Here is a 16,583-nt window from a genome sequence, read left to right on the forward strand (position 1 = left end):
CAGGGTGCAGGGTGTTAAAGGGGGCGCGGCCGCAGGTGCTCCCCCCCGCCCCCCCGAAGGGGGGAGTATGTTGGCCCCCCAACCCCCAAAGGGGGAGAGCAAGGGAGGTTAGCGCAGGTCTTCGGGTCCGAGGATCACCTCGCTTACCGCTTTTCCGCTCGGCACCATCGGGAATACGTTGTCTTCTTTTACGGTGTGGACGTGCAGCAGGTAGGGCCCGTCGTGGGCCAGCATTTCCGCTACGCCCGCCCTGAGGTCAGCGGGGTCTTTGATCGTCCGCCCCGCTACGCCAAAGCCCCTGGCGATGGTGACGAAGTCGGGGTTTTGCAGTTCTACCGAGCTGTAGCGCCGCTTGTGGAACAACTCCTGCCACTGCCGTACCATACCGAGGAAGTTGTTGTCCAACAACACAATCTTTACCCCCACATTCCACTGCGCACAAAGGCCGAGTTCCTGGATCGTCATCTGGAAACCGCCGTCGCCGATGAAGGCCACTGTCTCCCGCGTTGGGTCCGCATACTTGGCACCAAAGGCAGCCGGCAGGCCAAAGCCCATCGTTCCTGCCCCCCCGGAGCTCACCCACTGGTCGTGGCCCGCAAACTCGTAGTAACGCGCTGCCATCATCTGGTGCTGGCCAACGTCGGTGCAGACAATGGCGAGTCCCTCCGTTTGCGCACTGACTTCCCGAATGACCTGCGCCATCCGGAGTTGTCCATCTGCCGTTGGAGACACCGCCTCGTCAATGACCCGCGCTTGCTCCGTTCGGGCGCATTCTTCAAAGCGGGCGACCCAGGCCGGGTAGGTTTTTTGTTCCACCAGCGGCAACAGTTTTTCGAGGGTCTCGCGGGCGTCGCCCAGAATGGGGACTGCCGCTTTTACGTTTTTGTTCAGCTCGGCGGGGTCCACTTCGATGTGGATGACCTCGCTGGTGGGCAAGTACTTATCAAGTTTGCCCGTCACCCGGTCGTCAAAGCGCATCCCGATGGCGATGATGACGTCGGCATCGTTTTGCAGCAGGTTGGGCCCGTAATTGCCGTGCATACCCAGCATCCCCATGAACAGGGGGTGGCTGTTCGGCAGGGTCGAAAGCCCGTGGCAGGTGGCGCCAACGGGGATGCCCGTCTTATCCACGAATTGCCGGAAAATCTCCTGCGCGTGCGCAATGTGGATGCCGTGGCCCGCCAGGATCATCGGTCGCTCCGCCCCGTTGATGAGTTCGGCCGCTGCCGCCAGGGCACTGCTTTTGGGTTTGTGGTGCGGCCGGTAGCTCCGGATGGTGTGCTCCGTCGGGTAGGCAAAGTCGGTCATCGCCAGCTGCGCGTCTTTGGTAATGTCAATCAGTACCGGGCCCGGCCGACCACTATTGGCAATGAAAAAAGCCTTCTTGAAAACCCAGCCAATGTCCTTTGGGTCCGTAATCTGGTAGTTCCACTTCGTCACCGGAATCGTACAGTTGATCACGTCCACCTCCTGAAAAGCATCGCTGCCCAGCAGATAGCCGGGTACCTGACCGGTAATGGCCACCAGTGGAATAGAATCCAGTTGGGCGTCGCATAAGCCCGTCAGCAGGTTCGTTGCCCCCGGCCCGGAGGTGGCCATGCAGACCCCCGTCGTACGCCGCACCCGCGCAAAGCCCTCCGCGGCGTGGATGGCCCCTTGCTCGTGCCGGGGCAGGATGTGCGTCAGGCGGTCCTCGTAGTCGATCAAGGCATCGTAAATGGGCATTATGGCACCGCCGGGGTAGCCAAAGATGGTCTCAACGCCTTCTTGCACCAGGCATTCCAATACGGCAGCAGCGCCCGTCATCCGGACGGTTCCGGGAGCCTGGCCATTGCGCGCAGTCGTTAAGGTAGCAGTGGAATTGGGAGACATAAGCTTAAAATTGGTAAAATGAGCAACTGGTGTCAGCAAGCCGGATCTTACAAATCCGTCACACAGCCCAGGGAAGCACTACTGACGGATTGGGCATATTTCCTGAGGATGCCGAAGGCGGCCCGCGGCGGCGGCGGTGTCCACCGGGCCCGGCGGGCGGCAATGGTGGCATCGTCCAGCTCCGCCTCCAGAACGTTGTTTTCCGCGTCGATGCGGATGATGTCGCCGTCTTCCAGCAGGGCGATCAATCCGCCCACCATGGCTTCCGGACTGATGTGGCCCACCACAAAACCGTGGGTGCCACCGCTGAAGCGGCCGTCGGTAATGAGCGCCACTTTGCTGCCCAGGCCCTGGCCCATGATCTCGCTGGTGGGCTTGAGCATTTCTGGCATCCCCGGTCCGCCCTTGGGGCCGGAATAGCGGATCACAATGACGTCGCCTTCCTTGATCTGCCGCGCACCGATGGCCGTATTGGCTTCCAGTTCGGAATCAAACACGCGGGCGGGGCCCATAAAGTGCAAACCTTCCTTTCCGGTGATTTTGGCCACGGAGCCTTCTGTAGCCAGGTTGCCGTAGAGGATGCGCAAGTGGCCAGTTGCTTTGATGGGTTGGTCGAAGGGTTTTACGATGTCCTGCCCTTCCCGGAGCGGGGCGGCCTCGGCCAGGTTTTCGGCCAGGGTTTTGCCCGTCACCGTCAGGCAGTCGCCGTGCAGCAAGCCTTGTGCCAAAAGCGCTTTCATGACGGCGGGGACGCCCCCGGCGTAGTAGAGGTCTTCCATCACGTACTTACCACTCGGCTTAAGGTCGGCGATGAAGGGTACGCGATCGCTGATCCGCTGGAAGTCATCAATCGTAATGTCCAGCCCGGCCGCGTGGCTCATGGCCAGCAAGTGCAGCACCGCATTGGTACTGCCACCGAGGGCAATGAGGGTCACCATCGCGTTTTCGAAAGATTTGCGGGTCAGGATATCGCTCGGCTTGATGTCCTTTTCCAGCAAATGGCGCAGGTATTCCCCCACCCGCTTGGTGTCGGCCAGCTTATCGGGGTGGTTGGCGGGGATGGAGCTGTTGTACGGCAGCGCCATGCCCATCGCCTCGATGGCCGTGGCCATCGTGTTGGCGGTGTACATTCCTCCGCAGGCACCGGAACCGGGGCAGGCGTGGCGAATGACGTTGCGGTACTGGGTTTCGTCGATCTGCCCCGTCCGGAATTTGCCCAGGACTTCGAAGGCGGAGACCACGTCGAGCTTCTCCTCGCCGTGGCAACCGGGGCTGATCGTTCCTCCGTACACCAGAATGGCGGGGCGGTTGAGCCGGCTCAGGGCGATCATCGCGCCGGGCATATTTTTGTCGCAGCCCACCACCGTCACCAGGGCATCATACCACTGTGCCCCGGCCACCGTTTCGATGCTGTCGGCAATCACGTCGCGGCTGGGCAGGCTGTAGCGCATGCCGTCGGTGCCCATGCTGATGCCGTCGCTGACGCCGATGGTGTGGTAGATCAGGCCAATCAGGTCGGGCTGTTCATTAACGCCGCGTTTCACGTCGTCGGCCAGCCCGTTCAGGTGCATATTGCAGGGGTTGCCCTCCCAGCCGGTGGAGACGATACCCACCTGGGCCTTGTCCAGGTCCGCATCACTCATGCCAGTGGCGTAGAGCATGGCCCGGGCGGCGGGCTGCTCGGAGTTGCTCGTAACGTTTTTGCTGTACTTGTTTAATTCGTGGGCCATGGGCGCTGCCGCAGGTGCGGTGGGAAGGATTGGGAGCGGGGGAAGTCCTAGGCTAAGGAACTACCCCACGGTGAAAAAATTGGGGTAAACAAAAAGCCGCTTCCCGGGGGAGGAAAGCGGCTTTTCAATTTGGCGTTTGCTTACGCGGCCTTCCTCCGGGGCGTGATCAGGATCACCACCAGTACCAGAAGAACCACCACGAGGGGCAAACCGTACATTTTGTTCTGTTTAGGCCACTAAGGTAGCCCGCCGTGCAGCGTTCGGCCAAACTTCACTTGCACCGCATTTACGATGCCAAAGGAGCGGTAAAGAAAGGCTTAGTAGCGCCGCTCGTCAAGACGGAAGGTGAGTTGGAGACCCAGCTGGAAGGTCAGCAGGCGGGCGTCGATAGTGCTTTCCATGCCCGTTCCATCGGTCTGCACAAAGTCCCCCAGAAAATCTGAAAAGTGGTAACGTAGTCCTGCAATGGGCGTCAGGGTAAGCAAGTTGCTCAGCCCAATGTCCATTCCCATTCCGCCGCCGAGGGTAAAGCCGTGGGCGGTGGTGTTGATGCTTTCACTCAGGTTGAGACGGTGGTAGGAATAGCCCGGTGCTACCTGCACAAAAAAGCCCTTCTGTAACTGCGGACCCTGCTTACCGAAGGTGGGGCAATTACAATCCGTACCGAAGTCAAAGGGGTAGATGTTGACCTTGTATTGCAGGCCAAATTCCCGGTAATTGCCGCCAGTCCTGACTGTATTGGCCTGCGCGTAGTAAAGCGAGGGTTGGAATTCCACCCGCTTCTCAGGCAGGCGAAACCAGTAGTGGGCCGCAATTTCATAACCGGGCTGGAGTTCAAATATCCCGGGCTCAAATTCGGTGGACAGGTCCTGGCTGGTTTCGTGCCAGTTCAATGCAGGCATGAGGCCAAACTGCGCCGGGAGGGCAGAAGACAGGAGGCAGGCCAGGCAAAGGGTGAGTAAGTTCCGCATAGTACAGTGATGATTGAAGATTTCCCAATATGGTGTGAACGCAATGACTCCATGCCTAAGTACGGCTTAAGATTTTGCTACCGGAATTTCTTCTTTTTCCCGGTCTTTGGCAGAACCGGAATGCATTTACCCTACGCTGGAGACTAAAATTTGCAATATTTTCTTCCCTTCGCAACACAAAGCGACCGTCGGGACCGTTTCAAGCGCCATGATGATCCGCCCCTTTTTCTTGTTCCTCTTCGGTTTCCCTTTGCTGCTGGCCGCCCAGTCTTACGATGCTTCGCTTGGGCTGCGCCTGGGGACGGACTGGGGAGCCACCGCCCAGATCCGCCTGCCGCAAGTCCAGAAGAACTTCGTCCTGGAAGGCATCCTGCAATCGAGCCTTCAGCGCGATGAAGGCAGCTTTACCCTGCTGGGTAAGCAACACCGTCCATTGCTCAGTCGTCGCCTCAACCTCTTTTACGGCGCGGGCGTCCACGCGGGCTGGAACAACGAAATCGACAAAGAGACGGGCGAAGAAATCGGCGGCCCCGTAGGCATCGATGGCGTCGTTGGCCTGGAAGCCACCATCGGCCGCGTTAACCTGTCCTACGACTTCAAGCCCGCCCTAAACGTCGGGGGCGGTTCGTCTTTTCTCTACGCCCAGACCGGCGTCAGCGTCCGCTACGTCATCGCCAAACGCAACGACATCTGGGACAAACAAAAGGAAAAAGAAAACCGCCGCGAGAAAAACCAACGGCAGCGCCTGAAGAAAAAGGAACAACGGCAGAAAGAACGGGCCGCCTCCGGAAAGCGCTGGTACGAGATATGGAAGAAAGGTTAGTGTTTAGGCGGCATCCGTTCCTCGCTCGTTCCATTGGGATGTTGGGGTGCCAACCAACTCCCCCTTTCGGGGGGGCGGGGGGGATCGCCCTCCGCAACGGGACGGTGGCTGATGGTACCCGTCGGGCAGATGTTTTCGCACAGCAGGCAGGCAATGTCACAGGGCCGATCCACGGCAATGGTGTCAAAAGGGCTGATGAAGCCCGCCTCCTGGGGGCAGATGGCCACGCAGGCACCGCAGTTGATGCAGGCATTCCAGCCGATGTCGAAAATTACGGGTTGCAGCTTGCTCATACCTTTTTGTAAGGGGAGTTTGGGTCGAAATAATCCGACATGGTACGGTAGAGGTAGGCATCGCGGGTGGGAATGTCTTCCTGGTGAAACACCTTTGTTTTTTGGTGGTAGAGCTCCCACATTTTGTTGCCGATGGCTGCCAGCCAGGCATCCTGGTAGCCTTTGAGTTGGGCGGCCGAAAAGTCTTGCTGTTGGCCGCCGGCGAGGTGGCTGACCAAAAAATCGGCGGCCACCTTGGCTCCGCTCAGGGCCGTGTGGATACCGCCACCGGTGATGGGATTGACGTGGCGGGCGGCATCGCCTACGAGGATGAGGTTATCGGCGTACTGCGTGCGGAGCGGAGCCGCCAGGGGGACGCCCCCGCCCTGGATCTCCAGAATCCGGCAATTGCGGAAGCGGTCCTTGAAAAAAGACTGCTGGATGAATTTATCGAGGTGCCACTGGGCATTGTGATCAGTCATGGTGGAAATCACGCCCAGCCCGATTTCCGCGTAGCCGTGTCCTTTGGGGAAGACCCAGGCGTAGCCGCCGGGGGCCCATTCGTGGCCGGTGATGATTTCCAACAGGCCATCGGTTTCCACCTGGTCAACGATGAACTGCAGGCAGCCAGCCAGTTCCGTGATCTTGATGTGGGTTTGCAGGCCGGCCCATTTTCCTACTTGCGACTGGAGGCCGTCGGCCCCGACCAACACTTTGCACCGCACAGAAAGCAGGCGGTTGAAATTGCGCAAACTCACTTCACAGCGGCCGTCGGGCAGGGTTCGGTAGCCCAATCCTTCGGTTTTCAGCCAGGTTTCGGCTCCACTCCTTTCGGCCAGGGTCATGAGGTAGCGGTCGAAGCGGCGGCGGTCAACGACGTAGCCGAGCGGCTTTTTCCCCTCGCCTTCGCCGTATTCGTCGCCCTTCAGTTGCCGGTAGTCAATCCGGGTGGCGCTGCCCGACTGGTCATAAATGGCAAAACCGTAGATGGCCTCAAGGATAAATTCCTCGTCGAGGGGGATGCCTACTTCTTCGAGGGCGTGGCGGCTCACCGCACCGGAGCACTGGATGGGGGCACCGAGTTCTTGTCTTTTGTCCACCAGCAGTACGGAAAGGCCGGCAGCGGCGGCGTAGCGGGCAAGGGTAGCACCCGCTGGGCCTGAACCCACGATCAGAATATCGCAGTCGTAATTATTCATCCATGTGCAGTTCTTGCCTTTCATAACCCGTGGCGGGTGAGCTTGTTCCTTGCTGGCTGAATTTGTCTGCCGCCGGAAGTCTTCCCCTGCTCCTTCAGCAAGACATTGCACCTGCGTCCGCGCCCCGCGAAAAACTATTCTGCCGCTGGACAATTATTAGGGAGGTATTCCAAAACAAGTTCCCCATGGCCCACTTCGCAGAAGTCATCAGCACCGTTGAAAACACCCCCACCCACGAAACGATCGTCCTTGGCGGCGGCTGTTTCTGGTGCGTAGAAGCCGTTTTTGTCGAGCTCAAAGGCGTCCACCGCGCAGTAAGCGGTTACAGCGGCGGCAGCGAAGCGACGGCCAACTACGAAGCCGTCTGCAGCAAACAAACCGACCATATCGAGGTGGTTCTGGTGGAATTTGACCCCTCCGTCATCACGGCACGGCAGATCCTGGAAGTTTTCTTCACCACCCACGACCCTACCACTCCCAACCGCCAGGGCAACGACGTAGGGCCGCAGTACCGTTCGGCCGTTTTTTATACCACCACCGAGCAGCAGGAGCTCGCTAAAGAGGTGATGGCCACGGTGGTTCCCGACCTCTACGGAGCGCCTGCGGTGACGGAAGTGCGGCCCTACGAGACCTTCTACGCCGCCGAAGCCTATCACCAGGACTACTACAGTAAGGTGGGCAGCCGCAACAGTTATTGCTCTTTTGTGATTACGCCCAAGGTCAGCAAATTCCGCAAGCAGTTCGCCGAGCTGCGCAAGTAAGCTAAGGTTGAGCGCCGAAACCTATCTTGCGCGCCGTAACAGCTCCACCACAGCTTCATGCTCGTAAACCTTACCTCCGATACGGCTACCCAGCCGACTCCACCCATGTTGCAAGCGATGTTCGCCGCTGCGGTGGGCGACGACGTATTCCGCCAGGACCCCACCGTCAACCGCCTGGAAAGCAGCGCCGCCGAGCGCTTTGGTATGGAGGCGGCACTCTTCTGCCCTTCCGGCACGATGACCAACCAGCTGGCCATCAAGTGCCACACCCAGGCGCTCGACGAAGTCATCTGCGAAGAAAAAAGCCACGTTTACCAGTACGAAGGCGGCGTCTACGCCATGCTCTCCAGCGTATCCATGAACCTCATCCAGGGCGAACGGGGTAAGTTGTTGCCCGGCCAGATCGCGGCGGCCGTGAAACCCCGCTACGATTGGCTGCCGATCTCCCGCCTGCTGGTACTGGAAAACACCTGCAACAAGGGCGGGGGAAGCATCTATACCCTGGCCGAGGCAAGCAGCCTGGTGCAGGAGGCCCGAAAGCAAAAGCTGGCCTGCCACCTCGACGGGGCCCGCCTCTTCAACGCCCTCGTGGAAACCGGGGAAAGCACCGAAGACTGGGGGCGACTCTTCGACACCGTCAGCATCTGCCTGAGTAAAGGCCTCGGCGCGCCGGTGGGAAGTCTGTTACTTGGTCCTCAGGAATTAATCGACCGTGCCCGCCGCTACCGTAAAGTCATCGGCGGCGGCATGCGGCAGGCGGGCTACCTGGCCGCTGCGGGTCTTTATGCGCTGGAACACCACGTTGAGCGCCTGGCTGAAGACAACGCCCGCGCGCGGCGTCTGGCCGCTACGCTCACTACCCTACCCTGCGTCAGCCGCGTCGAACAGACGGAGACCAATATCTGCATCTTCCACCTCAGCGGGAGTCAGACGGCAAGTCAATTTTTGGAAAAGCTGGAGGAGTACAATATTAAAGCCGTTGCGTTCGGACCCCAGACCATACGCTTTACGACGCACCTGGGGGTATCGGATGCGATGATTGAATACGTGGAGGAGTGCTTGGGGCGGCTGTAGGTGATTATTGCCTTACAAACCTTGCCGTTTGCTGTCCAATCCGCAGTACGTAAGTTCCTTTCGCGAGGGCTTGCACGTTGAGTTCACCGCTCCACACCCCCTTACTGACTTCTTGGCCGAGGCTGTTGATGACGACAAAGTTGGCTCCCAGGCGGGCTTCGGCCCGTAAAACGTGGGTTACGGGGTTGGGGTAAACCTTCAGGCTAAGGACGTTACGGAGGGGAGTGGTAGCGGAATTTGTGCATTCTACGGTGAAAGTTCCCAAATTGGTGGTGCAATCACCGCTGGCCTGCCGAACGAGTACTTGGTAATCGCCGGGGTCCAGACCAGTTAGGACATAGGCATCGGCGTGTCCTCGTCCTGCGGTAAACGTCTGGCCTCCGTCAATGCTGTATTCCAGGGGTGTTCTGGAATTAAACCCGGGCACGGAGAGCACCAGTATACCGTTTTTGGAGCCACAGGTGGTGGGCTCAGTGTCTACGCGGACGCCTCTTACCGTGCAGTTGTTGTCTTCTGCGCAGCCTTGGTAGTCGATGTCACGGGTGAATTCCTCGATAAAAAAGTTGGACTTATTGCTGGGGGTGACGCACTGTCCGTTGATCTCGACGTTACGGTAGGTGATGTTTTTTACCTCGAAGGTATAATTGCCGGCGGGACCGACGGCATTTTCCCTTCCCAGCATCAGACTCGGGAATTGTTGGTTCTCTACGGTGATGTTTTCAAATACCGCATCTCCCAGGTAGCCTTCAATGGGATCGCCTGTTTGGAGATTATAGGTAGGGTCTTGGCCGAGGTGGAGGGAGATGAGCCGGGGGATACTGCCCTCAAAGCGGATGTTGTTAAAGTAATTGGTTTGGTCTGTAGACCCGCCCTGGGCAATGGGGGCGAAATTGAAATTGTTCTGGGCCATGAGCAGGCCTTCGTTGGTGCGGCGGTCATTGGGGCCTCCCCGCCATTCGGGATGTATCACGTCAATGTTCTCCATGCGTGCCGAGCCCAGGCGCAAGGAATTCCAACCAGTGGTCATGATGCTTCCATTGGGCCCAGGCCATAGGACGCTGTTGGTGACGCGAATTCCCCGGGCGTAGAAATGGTCATCAACCGCCCGCGAGAAGATATTATCGACAATGGAACCGGGATTTGGCCGGTAGCCGTCGTTATTAAAGTGCCATCCCACTAGTTTTAGGTTGGTCATTAGTGCATTTTCTCGGGAGACGATGCCGTGGTGTGGTGGGGTGAAAGCCATGATGCCGTCGACCACACAGTTGAGCCCCAATTGTATCGGGTTGGCCGGGCGGAATTCCTGAAGTTTTAAGGTTCCGCCGTTGGGTGGCTGCCAGATAGCGCGGAAGCGGGAGTTGGCACCGTCGCGGTCAAAATCATCCGCAGCGTGCCAAGTGTACTGCCGCCCATCAATGATCCCTCGTCCAATTACCCGCTGTCGGGCATCGTTGAATCCGTTGTTAAAGATGTACCCTTCTACGTACGCGCCACCGGCGATATAGACGGTTTGGTTGCTGCGCAGGCGAATGCCTCCGTTGTAGGTGATGAAGCCTTCTTCCTCCACGCCATTGTTCTTGGCCACAAAGTCATACAGGTTGTAATACCCTGGAGGGAAGTAGATCGTTTGGGCGCTTTCCAGGAGGGCAGGGTTAAGATCGGGAGCATAGACAACCGTGCCCGGGGCGTTAATTGCGGGTGGGTTGTTTTCTACGGGGTCCACGGAAATGAGCAGCATGTGGCGTACCCAGCCTTCGTTGGTGGTGGTATTGCCTGGCCCGTTAAAAACGACCGAAATGTGCTTGCGATTTGCCTGGAGAGAAAAGGTGATTTCGCTGGCATCGTTATTAACGGAGTGGGCCAACTCATAGCTTCTGGGGTGCAGGGAGGCTCCGGCTATCGCTCCGCCGAAGAGACGCTCAACGCGAAAAGTGAGTTCGGAGCGCTGGTCGCTGCGGAAGTTGAGGTGGGTGTACGAAAAAGTACGGGTCAGCATGTCTGCTTCCAGAGCGGGCGGCATCCCCGTCAGGCTGCGGGTATTGGCCTTGGTCATCAGTACTTCCAACTCTTCTTCTGCACCATTATCCTGCCGGACCCAAACCCGAAATTTGTCGGAAAAAATCTCGTGTGGGTCATCCGTGCGGTCTCCCGGGTAATCGAAGGTAGTGACGGCATCGCCTCCGCCGCCGCCGCAGTTTTCACCAACGGTGACTTCTCCCAGCTGCGTGGGGCAATCCCCATTTCCCCACTGGGCGAAGATGGGGTAAACACCGGGGAGGAGTCCGGAAAAAGTGTAGGGGGCGTTCGTCGGGGCGAATTGCCGGTTTTCCCCTCCGTCTATGCTGTAATAGATGTTGGTGCGGGAACCGAAATCGCTTACCAGAAAGGTAATTGATCCGTCCGATAGTCCACAGGCCGCAGAAATTGGGACCGCCGTCACATTGGTAATGGGATTGGCACCGGCGGAAAAAGGGATGAGCAGCAGTGAGTACAGGATGGCTGCCAAGGGGGATAGTCGTTTGGTGGAGATCAACTTCATAATTTGGGGAGATAGTTTACGGCTAGGAATGGCCAGCAATCACATTTGCCATTCACGACCTACACAAAAGTACCGACCCCAAACCTGAAGCACAAGTGAGTTGGAAGGCTTCCACCTCGCCTGCACTCAATGAGGTCACAAAGGCACAAAATCGCCAAATAAGCAATCGTATCCGCTAATGCCGACCTCGCTATCTGGTGCGGACTAACATTAAGTTTGCATTGGTAATTTTTACCTGAAGGGACAGGCTAAATGGCCCGCGCATTTTGAAAGCTTTGCTAGCGTTGAGCCGCAGAAAAGCATCCGACCCTCCGATCATGTACGATGTAACAACTTATTCAATCAATACTCTATGAGACTATCCTCTACGCTTTTCGCCAGTTTTGCTCGTCGCTCTACTGGTATGATGTTCCTCTTATCCACCGTTTTCAGCTTGTTTGCAGCGGGCAGCCTGGGTGCCCAAACCGCCACCATTACCTGGAACGGATCGGCGGGAGATGGTGATTGGAACAACGCCAGCAACTGGAACGGCGGTTTGGTTCCCGATGGGGACGATATTGCGCGTTTTGGGTTTGGCACGCCGGTGATCAACATTGGCCCGTCCGTTGGTCCGGCACAGATACTGTTGGCAGGCGGGGCCGCGCTGACACTCAACGCAGACGTGGCGGTTGGAAATGGAGTGGTGGATCAACACGGGGTGTCGTTTGGCAACGGATCCTTGACCGTCGGCCCGGCGGGAAGTTTAAGCATCAATGCACCTGGTTCAAAAAACGGGCTCAACGCAAGTGGGGCAGCCCCTGCATTCACCATTACCAACCAAGGAACAATCACCATAACGGGAGGAAATGATGCCATTTCAATCCAGAACAACACGAATCCCGCCATAATTAACAACAGTGGCACGATAACGGTAGATGGTCTCAAGGGGATGTTCCTGGGCGGAGCCGTAGAAGTCAACAACAGCGGCCACATGAATTTTCAAAACCTGCCCTCCGCATTAACGATTGGCTCTGGTTCGAACTCCGCCGCCGTTTTCAATAACCTTCCCCTTGGGGTGGTGAGCGCTTTCGGCAACAAGATGAACGTGAACGGAACCTTCATCAATGACGGCCTTTACCGGTCTGACTCGGACCAGCTGATCTTTGTATCGCCAACTGGCGTTTGCGTAAACAATGCATTCTATGATTACACCACTGGCGTCCGGCCATTCGCCCTGGGTAATTTTACCGACAACGGAATTCAGGTAAACCGCAATTTTGCTGCCATTGACATGGGGGGCACTTGCTTTGCCGATATTGGTGAGGTCAGCTACAATTATTTTCAATTTACCGGCCAAAATGGTACCAATTACGGCGCATCCGATGCTTCCGGGGTGCTGGACCTGACCGCCAATATTGGTTTTATTCCCATCGAATTCCCCAAGGTATGGACCGAAGAAATGGGCGATGGTGGCACTTATTTCGTTGCCCTCGATAACTACTGTGGGCAGTTGCCCATTGTGCTGTCTTCCTTTACCGGCCGGGCGGGCAAAGGCGTCATTGAGCTGGCTTGGACCACCGCCCGCGAGGAGAACAACGATTTTATCGTCGTTGAAAAGCTCCGTGCCGGTGGCCTATTCAGCGAAGTTGGTCGTGTTAGTGGTGCAGGCTCCACGACGGAGGCCCGGGCTTATACGCTAGAAGATCAGCAACCCCTTCCGGGCACAAACACTTATCGCTTGCGGCAGGTGGACTACGACGGCACCCAAAACCTGAGTGAGGTCATCACCGTCCAGTACACCGGGCAGGGTGCGCTTAGTGCGTGGGCCTACCCTACCCTTTTGTCCGCAGGCGAAGCTTTGACCCTTGTCCTGGACCGGGAAAATGTCTCCGCTACGCCCTTGGATTTGATTACTGCTTCCGGGCGGGTACTCGCGTCGTTCAATGGCCAGTCTGGGTCCCTGCGTTTGCCCGCTACGCTGCTGCCGGGAATCTACATTTTACGGCCAAGGAGCGGAAATTTGGAGCCCATCCGCCTCCAAATCCACTAATTTTTTCACGGGTTATTGTTCAGCGGATAATCAGGTATTTAGGCCTGGTTATCCGCTGAACATTGCCGTATGCTTTCCGTCGTTCAATCTTTCCCATGTTACGATTCTCCGGAGTTTTTTTACTTTTTCTCGTCGGTGTTTTACTTTCGGCCCAAGAAGGTGCTCCCACGCATTTCAAAAATCCCATCCTCCCGGGGTTCCATCCGGATCCTTCCATTATTCGCGTCGGGGAGGATTACTATCTGGTGAATTCTTCTTTTGAGTGGTATCCCGGTTTGCCGATTTACCATTCGAAAGACCTGGTCAACTGGAAGCTCATTGGCTACGGTGTTCACCGGCCAGAGCAGGTGGAAATTCCCGCCAACACCAAAGACAGCCGGGCCCTGTACGCCCCAACCCTTCGTTACCACGAAGGCACGTACTACCTCATCAATACCTGCGTCACTTGTGGTGGCAACTTTTACCTTACGGCAAAGGACCCCGCCGGGCCCTGGTCTGATCCCATCTGGCTCGATTCCCGGGGTATCGACCCCAGCTTGTTTTGGGAGGATGGCAAATGCTATTACCAGGGGCACGCCAACATCTCCGGCGAACCAATGTGGCCGGATAAAAATGGGGTCTGGATGCAGGAACTCGACTTGGCAACGGGCAAATTAGTTGGCCCGAAAAAGCAACTCACCCACGGCCACGCTACCAATGCCCGGTGGACGGAAGGCCCCCATCTCTACAAAATCAACGGTAAATACGTCCTAACCGTAGCCGAAGGGGGGACGGGGTTCCAGCACGCGGTAACCGCTTTCCACAGCGACAGTCTCTGGGGCCCTTACCTTCCCTACCACTCAAACCCACTGCTTACCCACCGTCACCTCGGGAAGGACTACCCCATCCACTCCACGGGGCACGCAGATTTGGTACAGACCCAAAATGGGGAATGGTGGGCTGTCACACTTGGCAAGCGCCTCTACCAGGGCAAGACTCCGTTGGCCAGGGAGACCTTCCTCACCCCGGTGGAGATACAGAACGAAGAAGGTTACCCCCTCCCAGTTTTCAACCCCGGCCACGGCAAGCTGCTCCTTGAACAAGAACGCCCCAATCTTCCCTGGTCTCCCCACCCCGCCGAGCCCGTCGTTGATGATTTTACTGCCCAGCAACTCGCGCTCCACTGGAACTTTCTCCGGACCCCATATACCAAGTGGTACACGCTTGCGGAGGGAAAGCTCAATGTGGCGCTTCGGCCCGAGATGGCCGATAGCCTCCACAATCCATCGCTGATTGCTCGCCGAATCCAGCACCATACCTTCACGGCCACAGTGGCGATGCGTTTCCAGCCGGAAAAAACCAACGAAGCGGCTGGCCTCATCATCTACCGCAATAGTGGCAATCACTACCAACTGCTGCGGGAAGGCAAAGAGATGGTACTTTACAAAAGTTTAAAAGGCAACAAGCAAGCAATTGCCCGGCGGTCCTACCCTGGTGGGGAGGTCGTCCTGCAAGCCGCCGCCCGCGACGGACGTATTCAATTCAGCTGCGGGCCAGCTTCCCAAAGCTTACAGCCGCTGGGGGAGGCCCAAGACCTCATGCTGATTTCGGACGATGTATCCTTAGGATTCAATGGCCCGTACGTGGGGATGTACGCTACCTCCCAGGGGCAGCCGTCCCAGGCCATCGCCAGCTACGATTGGTTCGCTTACGCAGGGGAATAAACCTCTCGACTATGCACTCCTGTTTTCGCTCTCCGCTGTTGCTGCTGGCACTTTTCGCCCTGCTCACCGGCTGCGGCCAAGACGCTGAACCCGCCCCACCCAACGTCTTACTGGTCATCGGCGACGACATCAGTTTTCCGCACCTCGGAGTCTATGGTACCGACTGGGTGCGGACGCCCAACTGCGACCGGCTGGCCGCCGAAGGAATGACCTTCACCAACGCATTTACTCCCAACCCCAAGTGCGGGCCTTCCCGCTCCATTCTCCTCACCGGCAGAAACGGCTGGCAACTCGGGCAGGCCATCAACCACCTGGCCTACTGGCCGGATTCGGTACGGACCATTTTTGAAGCACTCGCCAAAGCTGGCTACCACACGGGCTACACGGGCAAAGGTTGGGCCCCCGGTGACCCGGGTAAGAAAGATGGTAAAAAACGCCAACTCATCGGTCCCGCCTATTCTAAAATCAAATTGGTCCCGCCCACCTCCGAAATTAGCGATGTCGATTATGCCGCCAATTTCGGAGCGTTTATGCGCGATCGGGCGGCGGGGCAACGCTTTGCCTTCTGGTACGGCTCCCTGGAACCGCACCGTGGTTACGAATTCGGCAGCGGAGTAGCCGTGGGCGGCTATTCACTGGAAGACATTGACGTAGTCCCCGCCTACTGGCCCGACGTCGATAGCGTGCGCCACGACCTGCTCGACTACGCCCTGGAAATTGAACATTTCGACCGCCACCTGGGCCGCATCCTCGATACCCTGGAAGCCTCCGGAGAACTGGACAATACCATCATCATTGTGACGGCCGATAACGGAATGCCCTTTCCGAGAGTGAAGGGACAGCTCTACCACGACGCGCACCACCTGCCGTTCATCGTCCGTTTCCCGCCGGGCATCAAGCGGGCGCGGACGCAGGTGCAAAGTTTGGTCAATTTCACCGATGTCGCTCCGACCTTGGCCGACTATTGCCAGCTGGATGCGGAAGCGCTGGCGGACCTGGGCTGGTTCCATGGGCGGTCCTTACGCCCCCTCTTCGAAGGTAAAACGCCAGCCGACTGGCCAGACCATGTCCTGCTGGGTAAAGAACGCCACGACGTTGGCCGTCCCAATGACCAAGGTTACCCGATCCGGGCCCTCCGGGAAAAAGACCTGCTATTGGTCATCAACTACGCCCCCGAGCGCTGGCCCGCTGGCGACCCCCGTACTGGCTACCTGAATACCGACGGTAGTGCCACCAAAAGCTATATCCTCAACCAGCACCGCCGGGGAGACGATGCTTTCTGGGACCTCAACTTCGGCAAGCGCCCGCCGGTCGAATTTTACGACTTGGGCTCCGACCCCCGCTGCGTCAACAACCTGGCCGCCTCCCCCGAACACGCTGCCACGATCGAACGGATGCGCACCCGCCTGGAAAATGCCCTGGCCGACCAGGGCGATCTCCGCATGCTGAACCGGGGGGCGGAATACGAGGCCTACCCCGTCGCCTGGGAGGAGCAGCGGAACTATTACGAGAAATTCATGGCTGGTGACACGGTTGCGGCCCAATGGATAGTGCGGTCGGACTACGAAACCTTGCTGCCCGCCGAGCAATAAAATTCCTTTGTGCCGGGA

12 protein-coding genes are annotated in these 16,583 nt (G+C 57.8%); 6 read left to right on the forward strand and 6 right to left on the reverse strand.

Going from position 1 to position 16,583, the window contains the following annotated elements; all coding sequences use genetic code 11:
• Nucleotides 1-108 precede the first annotated feature (108 nt).
• From ilvB to H9S92_RS12870, 3 genes are all read right to left on the reverse strand, one after another.
• Nucleotides 109-1,872, reverse strand: coding sequence for a biosynthetic-type acetolactate synthase large subunit (gene ilvB, locus H9S92_RS12860; protein WP_187467115.1), 1,764 nt, complete (start codon nt 1,870-1,872; stop codon nt 109-111).
• 47 nt (nt 1,873-1,919) lie between these two features.
• Nucleotides 1,920-3,602: a dihydroxy-acid dehydratase gene (gene ilvD, locus H9S92_RS12865; protein ID WP_187467116.1), complete on the reverse strand. Its 1,683-nt coding sequence runs from the start codon at nt 3,600-3,602 to the stop codon at nt 1,920-1,922.
• Nucleotides 3,603-3,919: 317 nt separating this feature from the next.
• Nucleotides 3,920-4,573 (reverse strand): autotransporter domain-containing protein, encoded by a 654-nt coding sequence (locus H9S92_RS12870; protein ID WP_187467117.1) that lies wholly within the window; start codon nt 4,571-4,573, stop codon nt 3,920-3,922.
• A gap of 208 nt (nt 4,574-4,781) precedes the next feature.
• On the opposite strand from H9S92_RS12870, the gene H9S92_RS12875 reads away from it, so the two are divergent.
• On the forward strand, nt 4,782-5,396 hold the full coding sequence (locus tag H9S92_RS12875; RefSeq protein WP_187467118.1) for a hypothetical protein: 615 nt from the start codon (nt 4,782-4,784) through the stop codon (nt 5,394-5,396).
• On the opposite strand, the gene H9S92_RS12880 is transcribed toward H9S92_RS12875, so the two are convergent.
• Together H9S92_RS12880 and H9S92_RS12885 are read right to left on the reverse strand one after the other, a co-directional pair.
• Entirely contained in the window at nt 5,393-5,689 is a 297-nt protein-coding gene (locus H9S92_RS12880; RefSeq protein ID WP_187467119.1) for a 4Fe-4S dicluster domain-containing protein, read from the reverse strand. The two genes, H9S92_RS12875 and H9S92_RS12880, sit on opposite strands and share 4 nt — an antisense overlap.
• Nucleotides 5,686-6,867 (reverse strand): geranylgeranyl reductase family protein, encoded by a 1,182-nt coding sequence (locus H9S92_RS12885; protein ID WP_187467120.1) that lies wholly within the window; start codon nt 6,865-6,867, stop codon nt 5,686-5,688. Before H9S92_RS12885 ends, H9S92_RS12880 begins: the two co-directional genes overlap by 4 nt.
• 185 nt (nt 6,868-7,052) lie before the next feature.
• Here H9S92_RS12885 and msrA point away from each other — a divergent pair, with 185 nt between their 5' ends.
• Complete coding sequence (gene msrA, locus H9S92_RS12890; protein ID WP_187467121.1) at nt 7,053-7,628, forward strand: peptide-methionine (S)-S-oxide reductase MsrA; 576 nt, start codon at nt 7,053-7,055, stop codon at nt 7,626-7,628.
• Between the two features lie 57 nt (nt 7,629-7,685).
• A complete protein-coding gene (locus H9S92_RS12895; protein ID WP_187467122.1) occupies nt 7,686-8,702 on the forward strand; it encodes a threonine aldolase family protein in 1,017 nt (338 codons plus the stop codon).
• A 4-nt stretch (nt 8,703-8,706) separates the two neighbouring features.
• Here the strand turns inward: H9S92_RS12895 and H9S92_RS12900 are convergent, their stop codons facing one another.
• Nucleotides 8,707-11,241: a T9SS type A sorting domain-containing protein gene (locus H9S92_RS12900; RefSeq protein WP_187467123.1), complete on the reverse strand. Its 2,535-nt coding sequence runs from the start codon at nt 11,239-11,241 to the stop codon at nt 8,707-8,709.
• A gap of 352 nt (nt 11,242-11,593) precedes the next feature.
• Between H9S92_RS12900 and H9S92_RS12905 the strand changes: the two genes are divergently transcribed.
• The 3 genes from H9S92_RS12905 to H9S92_RS12915 all read left to right on the forward strand — a co-directional run bounded on the left by H9S92_RS12905 (nt 11,594) and on the right by H9S92_RS12915 (nt 16,565).
• Entirely contained in the window at nt 11,594-13,270 is a 1,677-nt protein-coding gene (locus H9S92_RS12905; protein WP_187467124.1) for a hypothetical protein, read from the forward strand.
• 95 nt (nt 13,271-13,365) lie between these two features.
• On the forward strand, nt 13,366-14,973 hold the full coding sequence (locus tag H9S92_RS12910; RefSeq protein WP_187467125.1) for a glycoside hydrolase family 43 protein: 1,608 nt from the start codon (nt 13,366-13,368) through the stop codon (nt 14,971-14,973).
• An 11-nt stretch (nt 14,974-14,984) separates the two neighbouring features.
• Nucleotides 14,985-16,565 (forward strand): sulfatase family protein, encoded by a 1,581-nt coding sequence (locus H9S92_RS12915; protein WP_187467126.1) that lies wholly within the window; start codon nt 14,985-14,987, stop codon nt 16,563-16,565.
• Nucleotides 16,566-16,583: the final 18 nt, after the last annotated feature.

Source organism: Neolewinella lacunae, from assembly GCF_014349155.1.
GTDB lineage: Bacteria > Bacteroidota > Bacteroidia > Chitinophagales > Saprospiraceae > Neolewinella > Neolewinella lacunae.

What these genes read in the sequence shown, in the direction of transcription:
- H9S92_RS12870 (WP_187467117.1), bottom strand. Translation starts at nt 4,573, where the DNA reads ATGCGGAACTTACTCACCCTTTGCCTGGCCTGCCTCCTGTCTTCTGCC.
- H9S92_RS12900 (WP_187467123.1), bottom strand. Translation starts at nt 11,241, where the DNA reads ATGAAGTTGATCTCCACCAAACGACTATCCCCCTTGGCAGCCATCCTG.
- H9S92_RS12895 (WP_187467122.1), top strand. Translation starts at nt 7,686, where the DNA reads ATGCTCGTAAACCTTACCTCCGATACGGCTACCCAGCCGACTCCACCC.
- ilvB (WP_187467115.1), bottom strand. Translation starts at nt 1,872, where the DNA reads ATGTCTCCCAATTCCACTGCTACCTTAACGACTGCGCGCAATGGCCAG.
- H9S92_RS12915 (WP_187467126.1), top strand. Translation starts at nt 14,985, where the DNA reads ATGCACTCCTGTTTTCGCTCTCCGCTGTTGCTGCTGGCACTTTTCGCC.
- msrA (WP_187467121.1), top strand. Translation starts at nt 7,053, where the DNA reads ATGGCCCACTTCGCAGAAGTCATCAGCACCGTTGAAAACACCCCCACC.
- ilvD (WP_187467116.1), bottom strand. Translation starts at nt 3,602, where the DNA reads ATGGCCCACGAATTAAACAAGTACAGCAAAAACGTTACGAGCAACTCC.
- H9S92_RS12880 (WP_187467119.1), bottom strand. Translation starts at nt 5,689, where the DNA reads ATGAGCAAGCTGCAACCCGTAATTTTCGACATCGGCTGGAATGCCTGC.
- H9S92_RS12885 (WP_187467120.1), bottom strand. Translation starts at nt 6,867, where the DNA reads ATGAATAATTACGACTGCGATATTCTGATCGTGGGTTCAGGCCCAGCG.
- H9S92_RS12910 (WP_187467125.1), top strand. Translation starts at nt 13,366, where the DNA reads ATGTTACGATTCTCCGGAGTTTTTTTACTTTTTCTCGTCGGTGTTTTA.
- H9S92_RS12905 (WP_187467124.1), top strand. Translation starts at nt 11,594, where the DNA reads ATGAGACTATCCTCTACGCTTTTCGCCAGTTTTGCTCGTCGCTCTACT.
- H9S92_RS12875 (WP_187467118.1), top strand. Translation starts at nt 4,782, where the DNA reads ATGATGATCCGCCCCTTTTTCTTGTTCCTCTTCGGTTTCCCTTTGCTG.